Source organism: Labrys sp. E2SS-1L, assembly GCF_057073705.1.
In genome coordinates this window covers 4,234,731-4,254,304 of record NZ_CP172712.1, presented here as the reverse complement: position 1 = coordinate 4,254,304, position 19,574 = coordinate 4,234,731, and the positions used below count along the sequence as shown (strand labels likewise).

Below are 19,574 nucleotides of genomic sequence, written 5' to 3'. Positions count from 1 at the left end.
AGACAAGGTGCCGGCACCGCCAGGAAGCGATCCTGTTCCAGCCCATTCCATATCCGCTGCTGCGGCGTCTGTCTCAGTCGTTCGAAGTTTCGTTGGGAAGCAGCAACTCGTTGGTCAGAAACGCAACTTCGGTGCGGTTCTTGGCCTTGATCTTGCGCATGATGTTGCGGATGTGAACCTTGACCGTGCTTTCGGTCATATTGAGCTTATGGGCGATGATCTTGTTCGGCTCGCCCTTGCGTACGCAGGCGATGATTGCCAGCTGCCGTTCGGTGAAATGCGGCCGCCCCTCCACAGCGGGCGGTTGGCCATCGAGCTGGGCTGTAAAGCCCTGGCGTGCCGACAACAGGCCACTGGCCGGAACGAAGGTGCCGCCGACATTCACGATGCGGATTGCCTCGATCGCCACTTCCAGGCTGAGGCTCATGGTTACGAAGCCGCGTGCCCCGCGTTCCAAGGCGGAGACCATCGTCGCCGGATTGTCGATATCGGACAGGAGGACCACGCGCGCGCCCGGCACGCTGGAGAGAATGCGATCGAGCCCGGACTGTATGGCTCGGGCCGTGCCTTCCTCGCTGGTGGCGCATAGCAGGATGATCGTCGAAGGGGCATGCGTAGAGGCTGTCAGCCAATCATCGATGGTGTCATAGCCGACGGCAGCAAGGTTTGCGGAAGAGGCCGTCAAGCACATCGTCAGACAATCGCGCCAGAAGGCTCGCTTGTCGATTACACAAACGGGGATCTTCAAGTAACGCTCTCCCTCGTGTGTCAGGCCACTTTCACCGATCGATCTCACCTGCTTCCCCTCCTTCAATCGCGAAATAGGCAAGGACTTTCAGCGAAATGTCAAACTTCCATATTCTCGCAATCCAAGGCGAAGACAGTTTCCTTTTTGGGGAAATATTCAATACGCCGGCGTCGTGGCGCGTGGAATTGGCGCGGCATGACTTGGATTCGACACTCTTCCTCAACACGATGGGTGGACACCCATCCTCTCAGTGAGAAACACCATGGCGCAGGGCTGCGATGTGCGATTTCGCACATTGCCTTCAGGCCATGCGGCCCATGCGCGCGATCGGCAAGTCGGCGCAGCCATGCCGGGCGCGCCTCTAGGCACTGCAAGCGTGGTGGTGCCGTATCCGCAACATGGAAGCCATGAGATTGCTATCTGTCGATAGCATTGCGCCTATGCGGGTATGTGACAGCGCTTGGGGTAGTAGCAATAGAGCGCGATGAGCCAAGCCCAGAAGCTCGGTTTGGGGTGTCCTCGTGGATAGAGTGCCGGCGGGATTGGATGTTTGCGGAAAGACGATGGCGTCGCGCTGCCCTTGGAAATCATCGAGGAGCGACGCTGGCCACACATATCCGCGCATGGCGGCCTTGCCGATGACCATAGGAGGGACCTGCCACGTGGGCATCCTTGGCGGTGCCCTGCAGATCAAGACATGACGGAAACCCGCGGCAGCATGACCGCCCGGGCTTCATGTCATTCAGCAGAGTGTGTCGATCTCAGCCAGGTTTCCGGCGGCGACTTTCAGGCCCGCTTGGGAAGCTCGTTGCCAAAACTCGTCCAATGAGCCGTGTTCAGGATGCTGCGTCCCTCGACCTCGATGTCGCCATCGGCCGTCATCACGATTCGCACCGGCCCATAAGCCACCAGATCGATGGTGATCGTGCCGGTGTCGTCATCGATGGTGACCATCGATTGACCTTGTTGAACTTTAGGCATTGCGTCGTGACCCTTGTTTATCATCGGTTCGACCCCACCGTTCGCGGGAATGGCGAAACATCGTCGTATCGAAGGTTGAAACGGTTGTCGTTTCTTGACGGATATTCAACCGATCAACCTTGGTTGGTTGGTTACTAACTGGCATCGGACTGAAATGAACTCAGAGTGCTGCCATTCTTCTTTCGAGATTTAAAGAGACATCGAAGTATATAATCCAAGTCTTCATTCTATCCCGCCGGGCACCCAAGAAGTAATCTAGGAACTAGCATCCCGCTACGTTTTGCACTATCATACCGCCCCGAGGTTTAGGGGGCGGCATATGAGAGCGCTCGACAAGATATATTATGATATTGTCGATGAAATTGGCAGTGTACCGACGTCTCGTGACGTAAAAGGGATGCTGAATCGTGTTGTTCAGAGTTACGGGCTGCGTACTGCGGCCTATTTTGCTGTAAATATTCCTAGCTCTAATGGTGACGATCCCTATTTGGCCGTTACTTACTCCGATGATTGGGTTGAACACTATAAGAGCGAGAATTACGTTAGAATAGATCCGGTTCTAAGGGAGGGGTTTTCGGCCGTCCTGCCCATTGACTGGCGCAAATTCGACCTGAAGGGGTCGAAGCTCCGAGCCTTTTTCGGCGAGGCCGCCGAATTCGGGCTGGGGCGTCAGGGCCTGACCTTCCCTATCCGCGGCCGCCATGGCGAGCGCGCCCTCTTCACCATCACCAGCGACGTCTCCGATCAGGAATGGGATCAGACGTTGGGGGCTTTCCAGCGCGACTTCCAGGTCTTGGCCTACCATATCCACAATGCCATCCTGCGTACGGAGGCGGTTGAAGAAGAGGAAGTCCATCTTTCTCCGCGTGAGATCGAATGCCTGAAATGGGTTGCCCGCGGCAAGACGGTCTCGGAAACTGCGACGATACTCTCCCTTTCGGATCGGACGGTGCGGTTTTACCTCGACCTGGCTCGAGCAAAACTGAATGCAACTAACGTTACTCATGCCGTCGCCAAGGCAATGAATATGAGCATTTTTTTCGGATCGAGGTAACCCGTCAAATACGCCGTATTTCTAAGGGAATAAGTGACCAATAAATTCGAGCAGATTCCGACGGAGGGTCTGTTCGATGATTGAAGTCATTCAAAGTTACGAACGTCATTTACATACCGAAACCCTGGATGCACTTTACGAGATGCGTGCGAGGGTCTTTAAAGACAGGCTTGATTGGGACGTTAATGTTTCAAACGGTCGCGAGATAGACTATTTCGACGATTGTGATCCTGTCTACTTGATATCGCGAAATCAATACACGGGTCGTGTGGAAGGTGGTCTGCGCCTGTTGCCGACGACCGGCCCGAATATGCTGCGCGATGTCTTCTCAGTACTGTTGCCGGATGGCGAAATTGTGGAGAGCCCGCTCATTTGGGAAAGCTCCCGCTTCGCGATCGACCCCGACCTAGCCAATGACGGCAACCGTCGCCTGCATTCGGTGACGACGGAGCTGCTGTGCGGCATCGTCGAGGTCGGCATGCTTGCTGGCATCGATTTCGTGGTGTCCGTCTACGATGCCCGCATGGCCCGCATCTTCAAGCTGGCCAACTGCCCGGCGGACGTCATTGGTGTGCCGACCAGAATCGGCCGCGTGATGACCTATGCCGGTCTCTTCGAGATCAGCGAGGAGATGCGCGCCGGGATCGCTGCAGCCGGCCAGATCACAGGTTCGGTCCTGCGTTCCGAAACGCAAGTCCACGCGGTTGCAGCTTAAGCCGCAATCGTTGAGTTTGCGAGCCAATTGGCTGGAGCGGCGCAAATTTCGATGCCCGAGGCCAGGAAGGCTCCGGGCTCATCCCAGTCGCCTTGGGAATGTGGGCTGGATGCCGTCGCCAGGAGCCGGCGCCACATTCCGAGGTGTCATAGGGCGTCCAAGGGCCGCAAGCCCTCGGCATGCTGCTTGTCTGGCGTATCGGCAGAGAGGCTGATGCTGTCCGTCAAGCCATTTCGACGATCGACCAATCGAGGCGCCGTGCTGCCACCGAGCCAGTGCGGTTCATAGCGGATCTCAGAGCGTGAATACGCCAACATTTCGCTTCGTCGGAATCGCCACCGACGAAGCGGGGTGCCGTGTCGCCCCGGATGGCAAGATCGAATTCGAAATGGGTTGGCGGGTGAGCAAAGCCCGTGCCGAGCGCCTTCAGGCACGCTTCCTTGCGCGCCCAATTCTCGAAGAAGACGCCTTGCCGCACGCCGGCTGGCAGTGCCTCGAATTGTGTGTGCTCGGCAGGTGAAAATACCTGCGATGCGATGCTGTCCTCGATCGGGCGGATATGCTCGATGTCGATGCCGATTTCGCAGTCGTTCGCGACGGCGAGGGCAGCCGTGTTTTCGCTATGGCTCAGATTGAAGCAGATCCGCCATTCCGAAGGCTGGGTCGTGCAGAAGGGCTTGCCTTCGGCGCCATAGCCGAAACCAACCGCTTGCGGCGATACCGCGAGATAGTCGGCAAGAATTTGCCTAAGCCTTCCGCGCGCCGCCACGAAGCGGCGACGATGCCGCTCGAAGCGGAATTTGTCAGCGCGACCGCGCTCCTCCCCCGACAAGACCTGCCAGTTGCGCTCGAAGTCGTCTTCGTCGGCGTCAAGGCCCCATTGCCAGACATGAACGTCGTGGGGAGTAGGGGGGGGGAGCAGGGGAAGCGGCATCGAAAGCTTGGATTCAACTGGCGTGGCGGTTGACTGATTCCACTCGATCAGCATCGAGGCCGGCGCGCAACCTCTCCCGGGTCGAGCGATGGCGGAGGCGTTTGAGCCGTCACTCCCACCTTCAGCCCTGTGCCTTACGGCTATCGGGGTAGGGGCGTGAGTCTCCGGGATCGATGGAGCCTACTCCTTTTGGTCCGATTTTGCCTATCGGGTGGGGGGAGGGCATTCAATTTCCCGAATTGAGGCCGTGATCTTCAAACTCTACAATAATCGCAGTGTTTCGCTGGATGGGTTCTTTGGGTCTGCATTGAGCTTCAACTGTTTTCTTGGTTTCCGCAAAGGTCATTTTGGTTTTTCGGCGTCAAGAGAGCGAAAGAGGTATACCACCTCAATAATTCCTTCGTAGAATGTAGTGTGCTTTGTAGTTTTTGAAATCTACGTGCGAAGATTTTTTCGTTTCACGGTAAATTCACGCATGTTTTCGAAACATATGTTTATGTCGATATTGAAGTATTTCTCACGCATATCTGGAATGAGAAAGGCAATAGCTGATCTGGGAATGTTCGGCGCAATTATGGGACTGGTTTGCTGGGGAATGTGTGAAAACGCACACGAAGCGTCCGAAAGCCGGGATATTCCGGTTCGCGCGCAATCGTAAGCTCGGCACCTCTGGCCGTCCCGACGGGCCGAAGGAAAGCAATGGATATCACATCGGTGCTGCAGGCGTCGGCAACGGCGGCTTGGCGGCACGGCCTGCGGCGGAACGATCCTCCGGGGCACTATACACGATTTTGCATGGGGGCTCCGTGAGTATGTTTCAAACCAACCTTTCCGTCCATCAATTGATCAGCGAGCAGGCCGCGCTTCGCCCCGACAGCCTTGCGGTGACCTGTGACGGCGTTTCGATCACCTTCGGTGAGTTGAACGCGCGCGCCAACCAGCTCGCTCATCGCCTGCTCAAGATGGGTGTGAAGCCCAACACGTTGGTCGCCATCGGCCTGGAGCGGTCGATCGACATGGTCGTGGGCATGCTGGGCATCATGAAATCGGGTGCTGCCTATTTGCCACTCGATCCGAGCTATCCGCGCGAGCGCCTGTCCTTCACGCTGGAGGATGCCCGGCCCCTGGCATTCGTGACCACGGCCAGCGGCCGCCCGACGCTGCCGCCGAGCGATCTGCCGATGATTCTGCTGGATCAGGACGCCGATAGCCTCGGCACTGAACCGGTCACGAATCCGGACATCGCCATCGATCCCCAATCGCTCATCTACGTCATCTATACGTCGGGCTCCACCGGCCGCCCGAAGGGATGCCGGCTGACCCACCACAACGTCGTGCGGCTGTTCCACGCAACCGATCACTGGTTCGGCTTCGGCCCGCAGGATGTGTGGACCTTCTTCCATTCGCATGCCTTCGACTTCTCCGTGTGGGAGATCTGGGGAGCGCTGGTCTATGGCGGGCGCGTGGTGGTGGTGCCCCATCGCGTCAGCCGCTCGCCCGAGGATTTCCTCGACCTGCTCGTTCGAGAGCAGGTGACCGTGCTCAACCAGACGCCATCCGCTTTCCGCACTTTGATCGAGGTGGAGCGCCGCCGCCCAGAGGCCTCGGCCCTGGCCCTGCGCTACGTGATCCTCGGCGGCGAAGCCCTCGAGTTCCAGATGCTGCGGCCGTGGTTCAACCGCTACGGCGATGCCAAGCCACGCATCATCAACATGTACGGCATCACGGAAACCACCGTGTTCGTTACCTATCGTCCCGTGTCTGCAGCCGAGCTCGACAGCAACCGGGCAAGCCTGATCGGCGTGCCGATCCCCGATCTGACCATCCATGTGCTCGACGAGAACCGCAGGCCTGTCCCGGTGGGCGAGGAAGGCGAGATCTATGTCGGCGGGGAGGGGGTGTGCCTGGGCTATCTGAACCGTCCCGAGCTGACGGCGGAGCGTTTCATCGACTGGCAGCCCTCGGAAGGTCAGGCAGCCGAGAAGCTGTACAAGACCGGCGATCTCGTCCGGCGTACGGCGGACGGTGACCTCGAATATCTCGGGCGCAGCGATCACCAGGTGAAGATCCGCGGCTTCCGCATCGAGACGGGTGAAATCGAAAACCAGCTCATGCGCCATCCTGCCGTAACGGCTTGTGCCGTGATCGCTCGCACGGATGGCCCCGGGGAGGCGAAGCTGGTCGCCTATATCGTGCCTTCGGCCACGTCGGCCGATGCCGCCACCCTGAAGGCACATCTGGCCCAGACCTTGCCGGACTACATGCTTCCCTTCGCCTTCGTCGACCTCGGCGAATTGCCGATGACCGAGAATGGCAAGCTCGACCGCAAAGCGCTGCCCAGCCCGACTTTCGCGGCCAGCCCGATCGTGCCGGAGGCGCGCGACGAGATTGAACAGAAGATTGCGGCCATCTGGTCGCGGGTTCTGTCCGTGCCCGACGTCAGCACCAAGATCAATTTCTTCGATCAGGGTGGAAGTTCGCTGCAGATCCTGACTGTTCTCAACGAAATCCAGGAGAGTATCCATCCTGAGCTTCGTTTGAGCGACGTGTTCGAGCGTCCCACCATCACGGCTCTCGCCAATTTCATCCGCTCGAGTTCCGCGCCTGCCGCGAGCCCGGCCGCCAGGCCGGAGAATCTGCGCGCCCGCCAGCAGGCCGAGGCGCTCCAGCGCATGCGCCAGCGCCAGATGGGAGCGGCAAGGTGAGCTCCATCCCCGACCCTCCACTCAACGCCATTGCGGTGATCGGCATGGCGGGCCGCTTTCCCGGTGCCCGCTCCGTCGGTGAATTCTGGCAGAATCTGCGCAACGGCGTGGAATCGATCACCCGTTTCGAGGACAGTGAGCTCGAAGATACGTACGGGCCCGACATTCGGCGGGCGCCCAATTTCGTGCGGGCGCGGCCGATCCTGCCCGATGTCGAGTTTTTCGACGCCGAGTTCTTCGGCATGTATCCGCGCGAGGCAGAACTGACTGACCCGCAGCATCGCATCTTCCTCGAATGCGCCTGGGAAGCGCTCGAGGACGGTGGCTACGATCCGGCGAGCTATCCCGGCAGCATCGGCGTCATCGCCGGTTGCAGCATGAACACCTATTTCCTCCATCACGTTGTCGGCAATCGCAACGTGTCGGAGGATTTCACCAATGCCTTCCAGGTCGGGCAATATCCGATGCTGCTCGGCGCCGGTCGTGAATTTCTGGCGACGCGAGTGTCCTACAAATTCAACCTGAACGGACCGAGCTTCAGCTTGAACACGGCTTGCTCGACCTCGCTGATGGCGATCGCGCAGGCTTGCCAGCAATTGCTGCTGTTCCAGAGCGACATGGTCATTGCCGGCGGCGTTTCGATCACCTTCCCGCAGAAGCGCGGCTATCTGACCCAGGAAGGCGGCATGGTGTCGGAGGATGGCCATTGCCGCACCTTCGACGCCGACGCCAGAGGTACCGTCTTCGGTAGCGGCGCCGGCGCCGTGCTGCTGAAGCGGCTCGAGGACGCGCTTGCCGACGGCGATCATATCTATGCCGTGGTGCGCGGCAGCGGCGTCAACAATGACGGTTCGGCCAAAGTCGGCTACACCGCGCCGAGCTCCGATGGCCAGGCGGCCGCCATCATGATGGCGCATGCCAATGCCGGGGTCGATCCCCGCTCGATCAGCTATGTCGAATGCCATGGTACCGCAACGCCGCTCGGGGACCCGATCGAGATTGCGGGCCTGACCAAGGCTTTCCGCGCCACGGGCGACGCGGGCAGGCAGTATTGCGCAATCGGGTCGGTCAAGAGCAATGTCGGCCACCTCGACGCGGCTGCTGGCGTGGTCGGTTTCATCAAGACGGCGCTCAGCCTCGAAAACCGCCAGTTGCCGGCGACCCTGCACTTCAAGAAGCCCAATCCGCGTCTCGACATCGAAAACAGCCCATTCTTCGTCAATGCGGCGCTGAGGGACTGGCAGGAGGGGCCGGAGCCGCGCCGGGCGGGCGTCAGCGCCTTCGGCGTCGGTGGCACCAATGTGCATGTGGTGCTGGAAGAGGCGCCGATGCCGACGCCGCGTCCAGCGGCAAAGGGCGTCGAGATCCTCACTGTGTCGGCCCGCAGCGAAGCAGCTTTGGGCAAGGCCCGCTCGGCGCTGGCCGGATACCTGTCTGCCAATCCCGGGCTGGAACTCTCGGATGTCGCGCACACGCTGCAGCTCGGACGCAAGGCTTTCGACTATCGCTGGTCCGCCGCTGCCAGTGATATCCCGGCAGCCGTCGCGGCCCTGAACGACCCGGCGGCGCGTGTCTTCAAGGCCGCCAGCGATCCTGGCGTCGTGTTCATGTTCCCCGGACAGGGATCGCAATATCCCGACATGGGGCGTAGTCTCTACGAGGCCGAACCAGGCTTCCGGGCCGACATCGACCGTTGTGCGGCGATCCTGCGGCCGCATCTGGAGCGCGATCTCAAGGACCTGCTCTATCCCGGCAGGCGCGAGGCCGATGATCACAAGCAGCTGGCTGCCACCTGCTATGCCCAGCCTGCGATCTTCGCGGTCGAGTATGCATTGGCCCGTTTGTGGATCGCCCGGGGGATCGTGCCGCGCGCGATGATCGGGCACAGCGTCGGCGAATTCGTCGCAGCCTGCCTGGCCGGGGTTTTTACGCTCGAAGAGGTGCTGCCGCTCGTCGCCGCCCGTGGTCGCCTGATGCAGGACCTTCCGCCGGGAGGGATGCTGGCGGTGAGGCTGCCCGAGGCGGAGCTTGTGCCTTTGCTCGGCGCCGATCTTGCCATCGCTGCCATCAACGGCCCAGCCTTGTGTGTCGCATCCGGGCCGGACGACGCCATCGATGCGCTGGAAGCGCAGCTGAAGGCACGCGGTGTCGTCAGTCGCCGACTCCACACCTCGCATGCCTTCCATTCCCCCATGATGGACCCGATCCTCGCCCCCTTCACCGAGGAGGTGCGCAAGATCGGACTGAGGGCGCCCGCCATTCCTTATGTCTCCGGCGTCACGGGCCAATGGATCACGGCTGAGGCTGCAACATCGCCCGACTATTGGGCGCGGCATTTCCGCGAGCCGGTACGCTTTGCCGACGGCCTGTCGCTTCTGCTCGGCGATACGGCGGCGATCCTGCTTGAAGTCGGTGCCGGCAACACCTTGACCACGCTGTCGCTGCAGGGTGCGGCGCGGGGCCGGACCGTGGTTTCCTGCCTGCCCGACTCGGCACGCGAGCGGCCCGACCAGGATACCGTAGCGGAGGCTGTGGGCCGGTTGTGGACCGCCGGCGTGGCCGTCGACTGGGCCTTGCAGTCGAGCGAGGCGACGCGGCGCAGAGTGCCTCTGCCGACCTATCCCTTCGAGCGCACGCGCCACTGGATAGAGCCGCCCACGCGCCAGCCTGCTTCCGCGGCTGTGGCCAGTCCGCCGGTCGCTCCGCGATCCGAACCGGCGCTTCCTGCCAATACGCCGCCTGCCGAAATCCTCGCAATGCCGCTCCCCGCGCAAACCGTGATGTCCGATATGACCGCCCGCACCGACACCATCAAGGCCGCCATTATCTCGATCTTCGCCGACCTGTCCGGCGAGGACGTGGCCTCTGCCGAACCCGGCACGACCTTCCTGGAAATGGGCTTCGACTCCCTGTTCCTGACCCAGGCTGCCCAGGAGCTCCTGAACAAGTTCGGCCTCAAGATCACCTTCCGCGCCCTGTTGGGGGATCTCGGCAGCATCGAGGCCCTGACGGAACATGTCGCAGCGGCGTTGCCGCCCGAAAAATTCGCACCTGCACCGGCGCCGGTTTCGGTTGCAGTGGCTCCGGTCGCCGCACCGGCTCCCAATGTTGTTTCGCCGGTTGGCCAATCTGCGCCTCTCCTTTCGACTGCGTTGCCGCTTGCCGGTACGGGAGCTGGCGTGGAGGGCTTGATGCGCGACCAGCTTCAGGTCATGGCGCATCTGATGCAGCAGCAACTCGAAGTGCTGCGTGGTGGGGCGGTATTGCAGGCTCCGGCTGTCCAGGCCGTGATGGCATCCCCCGTGGTTCCTTCCCCGACGCCTGCGCTTCAGGCCACGGCCGCCCCGCAGCCTGCCGCAGCACCCCAGGCAGATGCGGCCCCGGTCAAGGAATTGCCGTCGCGCTTCGCCGTCTACAAGAACAGCCAGAAGTCGCAGGATCAGGGGCTCGATGCCCGCCAGCGCAGCCATATCGAGGCGCTTACCTCGCTCTGGAATGCCCGCAGCCCCGGCTCCAAGCAGCTGACGCAGGATTATCGCAACGTCCTGGCCGACCCACGCGCAGCCTCCGGCTTCAATCCCGACTGGAAGGAGATGGTCTATCCCGTGATCGCGGCCCGCTCGAAGGGTTCGCGGATCTGGGACGTCGACGGCAACGAATATATCGATCTGGTCAATGGCTATGGCCAGACGATGTTCGGCCATGCCCCGGATTTCGTGGTCGAGGCGGTCGACAGACAGTTGCAGGAAGGCTTCGCCATCGGCCCGCAATCCGCAAGGGCGGGCAAGGTTGCGGCTCTCTTCTGCGAGATGACCGGCAATGAGCGCGCCACCTTCTGCAACACCGGCTCGGAAGCGGTGATGGCAGCCATGCGGGTGGCGCGTACGGTCACTGGGCGCAAGCGCGTCGTCATGTTCGCCGGCGACTATCACGGCCAGTTCGACGAAGTGCTGGTCAGGGGGCAGGTCCGTCAGGGCGAACATCGCACTTTGCCGGTGGCACCGGGTATTCCGCCGCAGTCGGTCGAGAACGTCACCGTGCTGGAATACGGCTCCGAGGAGGCTCTGGCCTGGATCCGCGAGCATGCGGAAGAACTCGCCGCCGTGGTGGTCGAGCCGGTACAGAGCCGCCGCCCGGACCTGCGCCCGGTCGAATTCCTCAAGCAGGTTCGCGCCGTGACCGAAGCGTCCGGCACTGCGCTGGTGTTCGACGAGGTGGTCACGGGCTTCCGCATGCACCCAGCGGGCATGCAGCACCTGTTCGACATCAAGGCCGATCTCGCCTGCTACGGCAAGGTGGTCGGCGGCGGGCTGCCCGTGGGCGTGCTGGCCGGTAAGGCCAGCTTCATGGACGCGCTCGACGGCGGCGACTGGCGCTATGGCGACGAGTCCTATCCGGAAGTCGGGGTCACCTTCTTTGCCGGCACCTTCGTGCGCCATCCGCTGGTCCTGGCCGCGCTCGAGGCGGTGCTCGAGCATCTGAAGGCCAGGGGGCCGGCCTTGCAGGAGGAGGTTTCGGCCCGCATGGGGCGCCTGGCCGAACAGCTGTCTGGTTGTTTCGCCGCGTGCGGCCTGTCCCTGCCGGTCCCGAGCTTTGGCAGCCTATTCTACATCAATCCGAGCCATGACTACCGCTTTGGCAGCCTGCTCTACTATCATCTGCGCGCCCGCGGCATCTATGTGCATGAGGGCTTCCCCTGCTTCCTGACCACCGAGCATACGGACGAGGATGTCGCTCGGATCGTGCACGCTTTCCGCGAGAGCATCGAAGCCATGCAGGCCGACGGCATGCTGCCCGGTGGCCCTCCGCTTGCGGGCGGCGACGGCAAGACCGGAGCGGCAGCCAAAATGGCCTCACCGACCGGTCCCATTGCACCGACCGCTTCCCAAACCGAGGTCTGGCTCTCGGCGCAGCTCGGCGACGAGGCCTCCTGTGCCTTCAACGAATCCATCAGCCTGAGTTTCGAGGGAGCCCTCGACACGCAAGCCCTGCGCGCATCGCTCAACGACGTCATTGCGCGACACGATGCGCTGCGTATCCATTTCGATACGACCGGCACCCGCATGAGCTTTGCACCTGAGCTTCGTCTGGAGCTGCCGCTGGTGGATGTTTCCGGGGAGGCCTCGCCGCAACAGGCGCTGAAGATGCGGATCGAACAGGATGCCAGGAGAGCTTTCGACCTGGTCGGCGGCCCGCTGGTGCGCGGCGAACTGGTTCGGCTCTCGCCGGATCGGCACGTCCTCGTCTTTACCGCCCATCACATCATCTGCGACGGCTGGTCGATCAATGTGCTGATCGGCGAACTCTCGGAATTCTATCGAGCCAAAGTCGAGAACAGCCAGCCCGTACTGGCCGAACCGCTCCCCTTCAGCAGCTACGCCCAGACCGTGCAGGAAGTGGCTGATGACGAAGCCTATTGGGTCGGGCAGTTCCGCACCGCGCCGCCGCCTCTCGAGCTGCCCTGTGATCGCGCGCGGCCGCCGATCAAGACCTTCAACGGTGGATCGGTCCAGTTCGCCATCGAAAGGCCGCTCTATGAGGCGGTCCGCAAGGCCGGAGCCAAACGCGGCAGCACCTTGTTTGCTACCTTGCTCGCTGCCTTCGAGATCCTGATGGGCCGTCTTGCCGGCCAGAATGAAGTGGTGGTCGGCATACCGGCCGCTGGCCAATCGCTGATCGAGGACGACAGGGCACTGGTCGGCCATTGCGTCAATCTGCTGCCGCTGCATGCGAGCTGGCAGGACGGCATGAGCTTTGCCGATTTTCTGGCCGTCACCAAGCAGAGCGTGCTGGAGGCCTATGACCATCGCAGCTGCACGCTCGGCACGATCCTGCGCAAGCTGACGCTCCCGCGCGATGCCAGCCGGCTGCCGCTCGCCGAAGTCCAGTTCAACGTGGAGCGCCTGGGCGGAGACTTGGCGTTTCCGGGGCTGACGACCGAAGTCGTTCCCAACCCCAAGCGCTTCTCCACCTTCGATCTCTTTGCGAATGTGACGGAATCCGCCAACGGCTTGCGCATCGATTGCGACTACAATGCCGATCTCTTCGACGAGGCGACGGTCCGCCGCTGGCTGGGGCATTACCGTGCCTTGCTGCAGGCGATCGCCGATGACGTGACCACGCCGATCGAGCGTTTGCCATTGCTGGCCGCCGGCGATGTGCCGGCCACCCTGGCCGGACCGTCCTTGCCTGCGCCTTCCGATCCGAACCTGCTCACCATTCATGGTCTGATCGAAGCCCAGTCAGTGGCCAATCCGGGGGGCATCGCCGCGCTCTTCGAGGATCAGCAACTCACCTATGGCGAACTCGACCGGCGCGCCGGCCAGCTCGCTGCGCATTTGCATGATCGCGGTCTTGGCAAGGGCGCACGCATTGCCGTGCTGGTCGATCGCTCGCTGGACATGCTCGTCTCACTGCTGGCCGTGCTGAAGGCAGGCTGTGCCTATGTTCCGCTCGCGACCAATCACCCGACAGCCCGGCTCAATGGCATTCTGGCTGAAGCTGAAGTCGCCGCCGTGGTGACCCAGGCAGCCTATGAAGACATTGCTTCGGCTGCGGCGGCCGTGACGGTCCTGGTCGATCGCGACCGTGACGCGATTGCTGCACGCCAGCCCTTGCCCGCATCGGTGGCCAGGGCGACCGGCGAGGATCTCGCCTATGTCATCTTCACTTCCGGCTCGACGGGCAAGCCCAAAGGAGTCGAAGTGACGCATGGCTGCGTCGCCAATTTCCTGGCCTCGATGCGCCAGGTGCCGGGCTTCACCGCCGAAGACCGGCTGCTGGCCGTCACCACGATCTCCTTCGACATCGCAGCGCTCGAGCTCTATCTGCCGCTGGCTTGCGGGGGCAGCGTGGTCATCGCACCCCAGAGCGAGACGGCCGATGGCCAGGCCCTGCTCAAGCGTCTGGAAGGCTGCGGCGCCACCGTGATGCAGGCAACGCCGATCACCTGGGTGATCCTGCTGGAATCCGGTTTCAAGCCTTCGCCGAAGCTGAAGATGCTCTGCGGCGGCGAAGCGATGCCGCGCAGCCTGGCGGATCAATTGGTCCAGAATGATGGCGAGCTGTGGAACATGTATGGACCGACCGAGACGACGATCTGGTCGTCGGTCGCCCATATCCGTCCGGGCCCGGATCCGATCACGGTCGGCCACCCCATCGCCAACACGCAGTTCCACGTGCTCGACAAGTTCGATCGCGTGCAGCCGCTCGGCGTGGTGGGCGAACTCCATATCGGCGGCGACGGCGTCGCCCGCGGCTATTTCCACCGGCCCGACCTGACTGCCGAAAAGTTCATTGCGGACAGTGTTTCGGGCACGCCCGGCGCGCGGCTCTATCGTACGGGAGATCTCGCCCGCCTCATGCCGGGTGGCCGCCTTCAGCTTCTGGGGCGCAACGACCATCAGGTGAAGCTGCGAGGCTTTCGCATCGAGCTCGGCGAGATCGAGGCCGCGCTCGGCAAGGCTGGCCTCGACGTCAATGCGGTGATCCTGCGCGAAGACAATCCAGGGGATCCCAGGCTCGTGGCCTATTACGAGGCGCCTGCCTCCAGCGCACCCAGCATCGAGGCTCTTCGCAATGCCCTCGGCCGGGACCTGCCTGATTATATGATACCCAGCCAGTGGGTCCGCCTTGACGCCATGCCGCGTGGGTCGAGTGGCAAGCTCGACCGCCGTTCCCTGCCCAAGCCGAGCGAGACATCCGCGAACGAGTTGTCGGGCACTTATGTCGCGCCCGGCAATCAAGCCGAAACGATCCTGGCGGACATTTGTGCCGAGGTTCTTGGACAGGGGAGAATCAGTGTGGCGGACGATCTGCTCATGCTTGGCGCGGATTCGATCCATATCTTCCAGATCGTGGCGCGTGCGAACCAGGCCGGGCTGAACCTGTCGGCCAAGACCCTGCTGCAGCAGCGCAGTATCGCCAAGGCGGCAGCCACGCTCGCGGGGGTGTCGCCGGCCGCGGAACCTTCCGAGCTCCCGCAGCTCGTTCGTGTTGCCAGGAGCAGCCGCCGTGTTGCCGCCAGCGCTCTGCAGTCTCCGGAACGGTGAAGCCGATGGCAGGTTCTGAAACAGGCAACGACATCGGTATCGGCGCCCAGGAGGCCGACACGGACCTCTATGCCTTTCCTTGTTCGCTGGCCCAGGCCCGCTTCTGGATCCTGGACCAGATCACCCCGGAAGACCCGGCGCTGAACGTTGCAGTGCGTTGGCGCTTGCGCGGCCGGCTCGACGTCGCCGTGCTCCAGCAGGCGCTGAATGCGGTGATCGACCGTCACGAGATCTTGCGCACCAGCTATCGCGACGTCGATGGAGAGCCCGAGCAACTCGTTCATCCCGACGCATCGATCCAGCTTCCGGTCATCGATCTGACCTTGCTGCCGGAAGCGAGCCGTCACGAGGAAAGAGAGCGCATCAGCCAGATCGAGGCACGCAAGCCTTTCGACCTTACGCGGGTGCCCAATCTTCGTGCGACCCTGCTGAAAGTCGGGGCCGAGGAGCACATCATCCTGGTTACCGTCCACCACATCGCCTGTGACGGCTGGTCGGTGGGGATCATCGCGCGTGACATGATGGAGTTCTACCAGGCCCGGCTGCGGCAGCGCGCGCCCAAACTGGCCGATCTTCCTCTGCAATATGCCGACTTCGCGGCGTGGCAGAGCGAATGGATGAAAGCGGACGCGCTCAAAAACGAGCGGGCTTATTGGACCTCGCAACTGGCCGGATTCAAGCGCTTCGATCTTTTTTCCGACAAGCCGCGCGGGGGAACGGGGGCTGCGCCGGCGCTCATTGTGGGGCGTCAGTTGCCCCGCACATTGACCGATGCGATGTCCGCCCTGGCAACGGTGGAGGGCTGCACGTTCTTCATGGTCGGGGCAGCCGCGTTGATGTGTCTCCTGCATCGCCACAGCGGCTCCGAGGACATTACGGTCGGCACGCAAATCGCCGGGCGAGATCGGGTCGAGCTCAACAACATTGTCGGCCCCTTCATCAATACCGTGCCCCTGCGCAGCAGGATCACTGGAAATCCGAGCTTCCGGCAATTGCTGGCCCATATGCATGACGTCATCGAGGGCGCGCTGCTCAACCAGCATATGCCGATCGAAGACATCATCGCTATTGCCAAACCGGTGCGCGAGCCCGGTCGCAATCCGCTATTCTCCGTCAACCTGATCTGCCAGCGTTCGTTCATACCCACCGATGAGCGCCCGGAACTCAGCCTGATCGACATGCCGTCCGTTTCGCCGGGCGCGCTTTATGATCTGAACTTCTTCTTCGTCGAGCGCCCCGATGGCTGGCGCATGTCCTGCGAATACGACACCTCGCTCTATAACAAGGAGACGGTGGAGGGGTATCTCGCCCAGTTGCAGGACCTGATCGACGGCCTCGTTGCCGATCTGGACCGGCCGGTGGGCGAGGGGGCCAGCCCGGCGCCCGTTCGCGCGCCTGCCCCGCAGCTGGCATCTGCGCGCGCACCCGGGCTTCCCGATGGTCATGTGCGCGTGGAAGCCGAGCTTGCGGACATCTGGGTCAACATCCTCAAGGTACCGATCCTCAATTTGAAGGACAATTTCTTCGCGCTTGGCGGGCATTCACTCTCGGCGTTCCGCATGCTTTCGCGGGTCGAGAAGGTCTTCGGCAAACGCATTTCCTTTGACGAATTGCACAGCCACCCCACCATCGGCGAGTTGGCCAAACTTCTGGGCGGGCCCGTTATCACGGAGGCGAAGGGGGCCGTGGTCATGCAGCCGCATGGCGCGAGCACGCCCATCTTCGCTTTGCACGACACCTTCATTTACCAGGAGCTGGTCAACCATCTGGGGGAGGATCAGCCCTTCATTTCGGTCCCGTTGCCGGCCTTCGTCGAGGGAGGCGCGGAAACCAGCCGGGCGGAGATGGTGGAACACTGCGTGCGCATCATCGAAGAAGTGCGCCCGCACGGCCCCTACATCCTGCTCGGCTTTTGCGCCGCGGCTCGGCTCAATGTCGCCGTCGCCCGGCGTTTGATCGAGAGGGGGCACACAATCGAACTGTTCGTGACGCTCGATGCCTGGGCTCCCGGCTATTCGAAGCGTCAGTCGCGGCTGAAGGGAATGCTGGGACGATACTCCTATCAGATCCAGTCAGGGCTCTACTATGCTCGTTGCCTCGTCGGTGGTGCGGAACAGCGCCGACACGCCTTGAGGCGCATTCGCCTCTTCCTGAAAGCGGTGTTCGGCCGGAAATCGTTCGAGGATGGGCCGGATGACGATGCACGGATCGGCCATTGGGTGGTCGAGGCCGGCAGAGACGAAGGCGGCACGCCGCTTCCCATGCCGATCCTCGCCTTCCACAACGAGAACATGCCGCTCGGCTATTTCCTCGACAGGACCATGGGTTGGAATGCCCTGACATCGAAGGGCGTCACCATGGTTTCGGTGGCAGCGACCCATGAGGAGCTTATTCGCCGCACGGCCTCCAGGACGATCGGCGACGTCATCAACGCAACACTCAAACAGTTCTCAGGCCGCTGAGGATCTCCATGCCAGCCTCTCTCATCCGATCGCCGGTATGGTCGAGCAGAAGAAAGGGGCTCGTGGGAGTGCTTTGCCTTGGGGCGGTATTGCTCGCGGTCGGTCTCGGTGTCGCAAGCCTCGCGCGGGCCGGCGATCCCGAGGTTGCAGTTACGCTGGTGCCATTGTCGGGGTTGTGTGGCGACAAATCCGCCGCTCTGCCGAGCGGTGTCGCCGGTCGCCTTGCTGTCAGAGCCTGGTATGCCAAGCAGGTCGCCGGCGCCGGCGCCGGGGCTATGCCTCTATCGCCCGTCATATTCTTCAATGCCGGCTGGGGGGGCAGTGTCGAGGGCCATATGAACCAGATCGACGCCCTGGTTCACCGCGGCTATGTGGTGATCGGAGTCGATCAGAAAGATCCCGAAGCCTACAGGCAGTTCGTCGATTTTTCGGGCGAGGAGGCATTCGTGCGCACCCGGGCGGCCGTCAACCTCAAAGCCGGTGCCTTTGCCAAGGACAATAGCATCGTCCTCGACATCCTGCGGGCAGCTGCCCCCTGTGCTGAGGACGGCGATGTCGCCTCCGTGCTGAGGAGGCTCGATTTCGAGCGGATCGGCATCATGGGCTATTCGTTTGGTGGTGCGGTCGCCGCGGAAACCAGCAGGCAGGACCCGCGTTTCAAGGCGGCAGTCAATCTCGATGGCTGGTTGTTCGGGGATGTCGGCAGGCTCGGCTTGAGCCGGCCTTTTCTCGAAATCAGTGACGATAGCCCGTTGCCGACGGCAGCCGACCTCAATTCGAGCGATACCGTGCTGCGCATGACGTCCAAATTGACGGACGAAGACTACACGCATGTTCTGGCCAATATGGAACGATATGGCGGATATTTCCTCGTCATGGCGGGGAGTCGGCACCAGAGCTTCGTCGACGTCTCCCAACGGTCGTTCCTGGCGCGGATGGCGTCCCTGTTGCCGAGCGCCAGAAACACGGTTGCGGCCGTGAACACTTATGCCGGCGCCTTTCTGGACCAGTATGTCGCCGGTGAAAATTCCGATCTCGGCAAGCTCATCGCTTCACGGGATAGTCGCGTCAAGATTGTATTCGCCAAGGCACCGGTGATGGAGGTGACGCAATGAGAGAGCGGCCAGCCATACCTCGCCGGGGCCACGATCGATGCGCGGATGTGATTCGCAGTTCGCGTTCGCGGGTCACGAAATCGCCACGAAGCGACATATTCCGGTCCGAGGGCGCCTCTGCTGTCGACGGCAGGCGCGCCGATGTCGGAAATGGAGGATATCATATTCCCCAAAGTCTGTGGTTGGCGGGGGCAATCAAACGAGCAAAGCCTGGAAGCTCCTGCGGCGATTCTGGAAGGTTTTTCTTCTAACCTGTTGAAAGGAAAGAGCGTTTCTCAATGGTGTGCGACGCGGCTCCGTAGATCGAGCCCGTTCGTATGCTTGGTGCTGTGCCTTCGACAAGCAGGAATCTGTTGTTGGTGAGGAGTGCAATTATACCTGTTCGATAGGTAACACAGTGCTTCCCTAACGGCATAAGGCGAGCTAATACGTCGACGCCGTACTTTGGACGGATTGGCCTCCTAAAAGTATCACGTCGGTGTCACGGAGCCTGGGGTCTAACGTAACGCATCATACAAAACTCCATGTGCTACTTGGCATTCTTATGGAGTTTACAAAGAGGCCGATACATAGTAGTAAGTAGCTTGAAAAACTATGCTTGACTGTTGCTGCGTTGATTGGCGGCATATGGTTATTCTAATCCAAGCATAGAATAAAAATGCTCAGAATTGAGTGCGCTGGTTGCCAGAATATTGACTGCCATGGTGCTGCTTTTTCAAGCACGCGCGTGGTATTTGTCGGATGACTTGTTTGGAGATTGAGACTGTGACTGATTATTCCGCGAGTAGCCAAGCTTTGATGCCATTTGC

At 61.6% G+C, this 19,574-nt stretch carries 9 protein-coding genes; 6 read left to right on the top strand and 3 right to left on the bottom strand.

Annotation, left to right across the window (positions count from 1 at the left end; genetic code table 11):
- Window positions 1-73 precede the first annotated feature (73 nt).
- Entirely contained in the window at window positions 74-748 is a 675-nt protein-coding gene (locus ACIGJE_RS19850) for a LuxR C-terminal-related transcriptional regulator (protein ID WP_483678546.1), read from the bottom strand.
- Between the two features lie 786 nt (window positions 749-1,534).
- A complete protein-coding gene (locus ACIGJE_RS19845) occupies window positions 1,535-1,702 on the bottom strand; it encodes a hypothetical protein (RefSeq protein WP_156771738.1) in 168 nt (55 codons plus the stop codon).
- A 346-nt stretch (window positions 1,703-2,048) separates the two neighbouring features.
- On the opposite strand from ACIGJE_RS19845, the gene ACIGJE_RS19840 reads away from it, so the two are divergent.
- Both ACIGJE_RS19840 and ACIGJE_RS19835 read left to right on the top strand, forming a co-directional pair.
- A complete protein-coding gene (locus ACIGJE_RS19840) occupies window positions 2,049-2,783 on the top strand; it encodes a LuxR family transcriptional regulator (RefSeq protein ID WP_082980089.1) in 735 nt (244 codons plus the stop codon).
- A 76-nt stretch (window positions 2,784-2,859) separates the two neighbouring features.
- Entirely contained in the window at window positions 2,860-3,498 is a 639-nt protein-coding gene (locus ACIGJE_RS19835) for an acyl-homoserine-lactone synthase (protein ID WP_311935179.1), read from the top strand.
- Window positions 3,499-3,721: 223 nt separating this feature from the next.
- On the opposite strand, the gene ACIGJE_RS19830 is transcribed toward ACIGJE_RS19835, so the two are convergent.
- Complete coding sequence (locus ACIGJE_RS19830; protein ID WP_483678543.1) at window positions 3,722-4,486, bottom strand: 4'-phosphopantetheinyl transferase family protein; 765 nt, start codon at window positions 4,484-4,486, stop codon at window positions 3,722-3,724.
- Window positions 4,487-5,244: 758 nt separating this feature from the next.
- Between ACIGJE_RS19830 and ACIGJE_RS19825 the strand changes: the two genes are divergently transcribed.
- From ACIGJE_RS19825 to ACIGJE_RS19810, 4 genes are all read left to right on the top strand, one after another.
- Window positions 5,245-7,137: an amino acid adenylation domain-containing protein gene (locus tag ACIGJE_RS19825; RefSeq protein WP_483680288.1), complete on the top strand. Its 1,893-nt coding sequence runs from the start codon at window positions 5,245-5,247 to the stop codon at window positions 7,135-7,137.
- On the top strand, window positions 7,134-15,188 hold the full coding sequence (locus ACIGJE_RS19820) for an amino acid adenylation domain-containing protein (protein WP_483678541.1): 8,055 nt from the start codon (window positions 7,134-7,136) through the stop codon (window positions 15,186-15,188). Before ACIGJE_RS19825 ends, ACIGJE_RS19820 begins: the two co-directional genes overlap by 4 nt.
- A 5-nt stretch (window positions 15,189-15,193) precedes the next feature.
- Window positions 15,194-17,650, top strand: a complete 2,457-nt coding sequence (locus ACIGJE_RS19815) for a condensation domain-containing protein (RefSeq protein ID WP_415082464.1) — start codon at window positions 15,194-15,196, stop codon at window positions 17,648-17,650.
- A gap of 62 nt (window positions 17,651-17,712) precedes the next feature.
- Entirely contained in the window at window positions 17,713-18,765 is a 1,053-nt protein-coding gene (locus ACIGJE_RS19810) for an alpha/beta hydrolase (protein ID WP_415082324.1), read from the top strand.
- The last annotated feature ends 809 nt before the right edge of the window (window positions 18,766-19,574 follow it).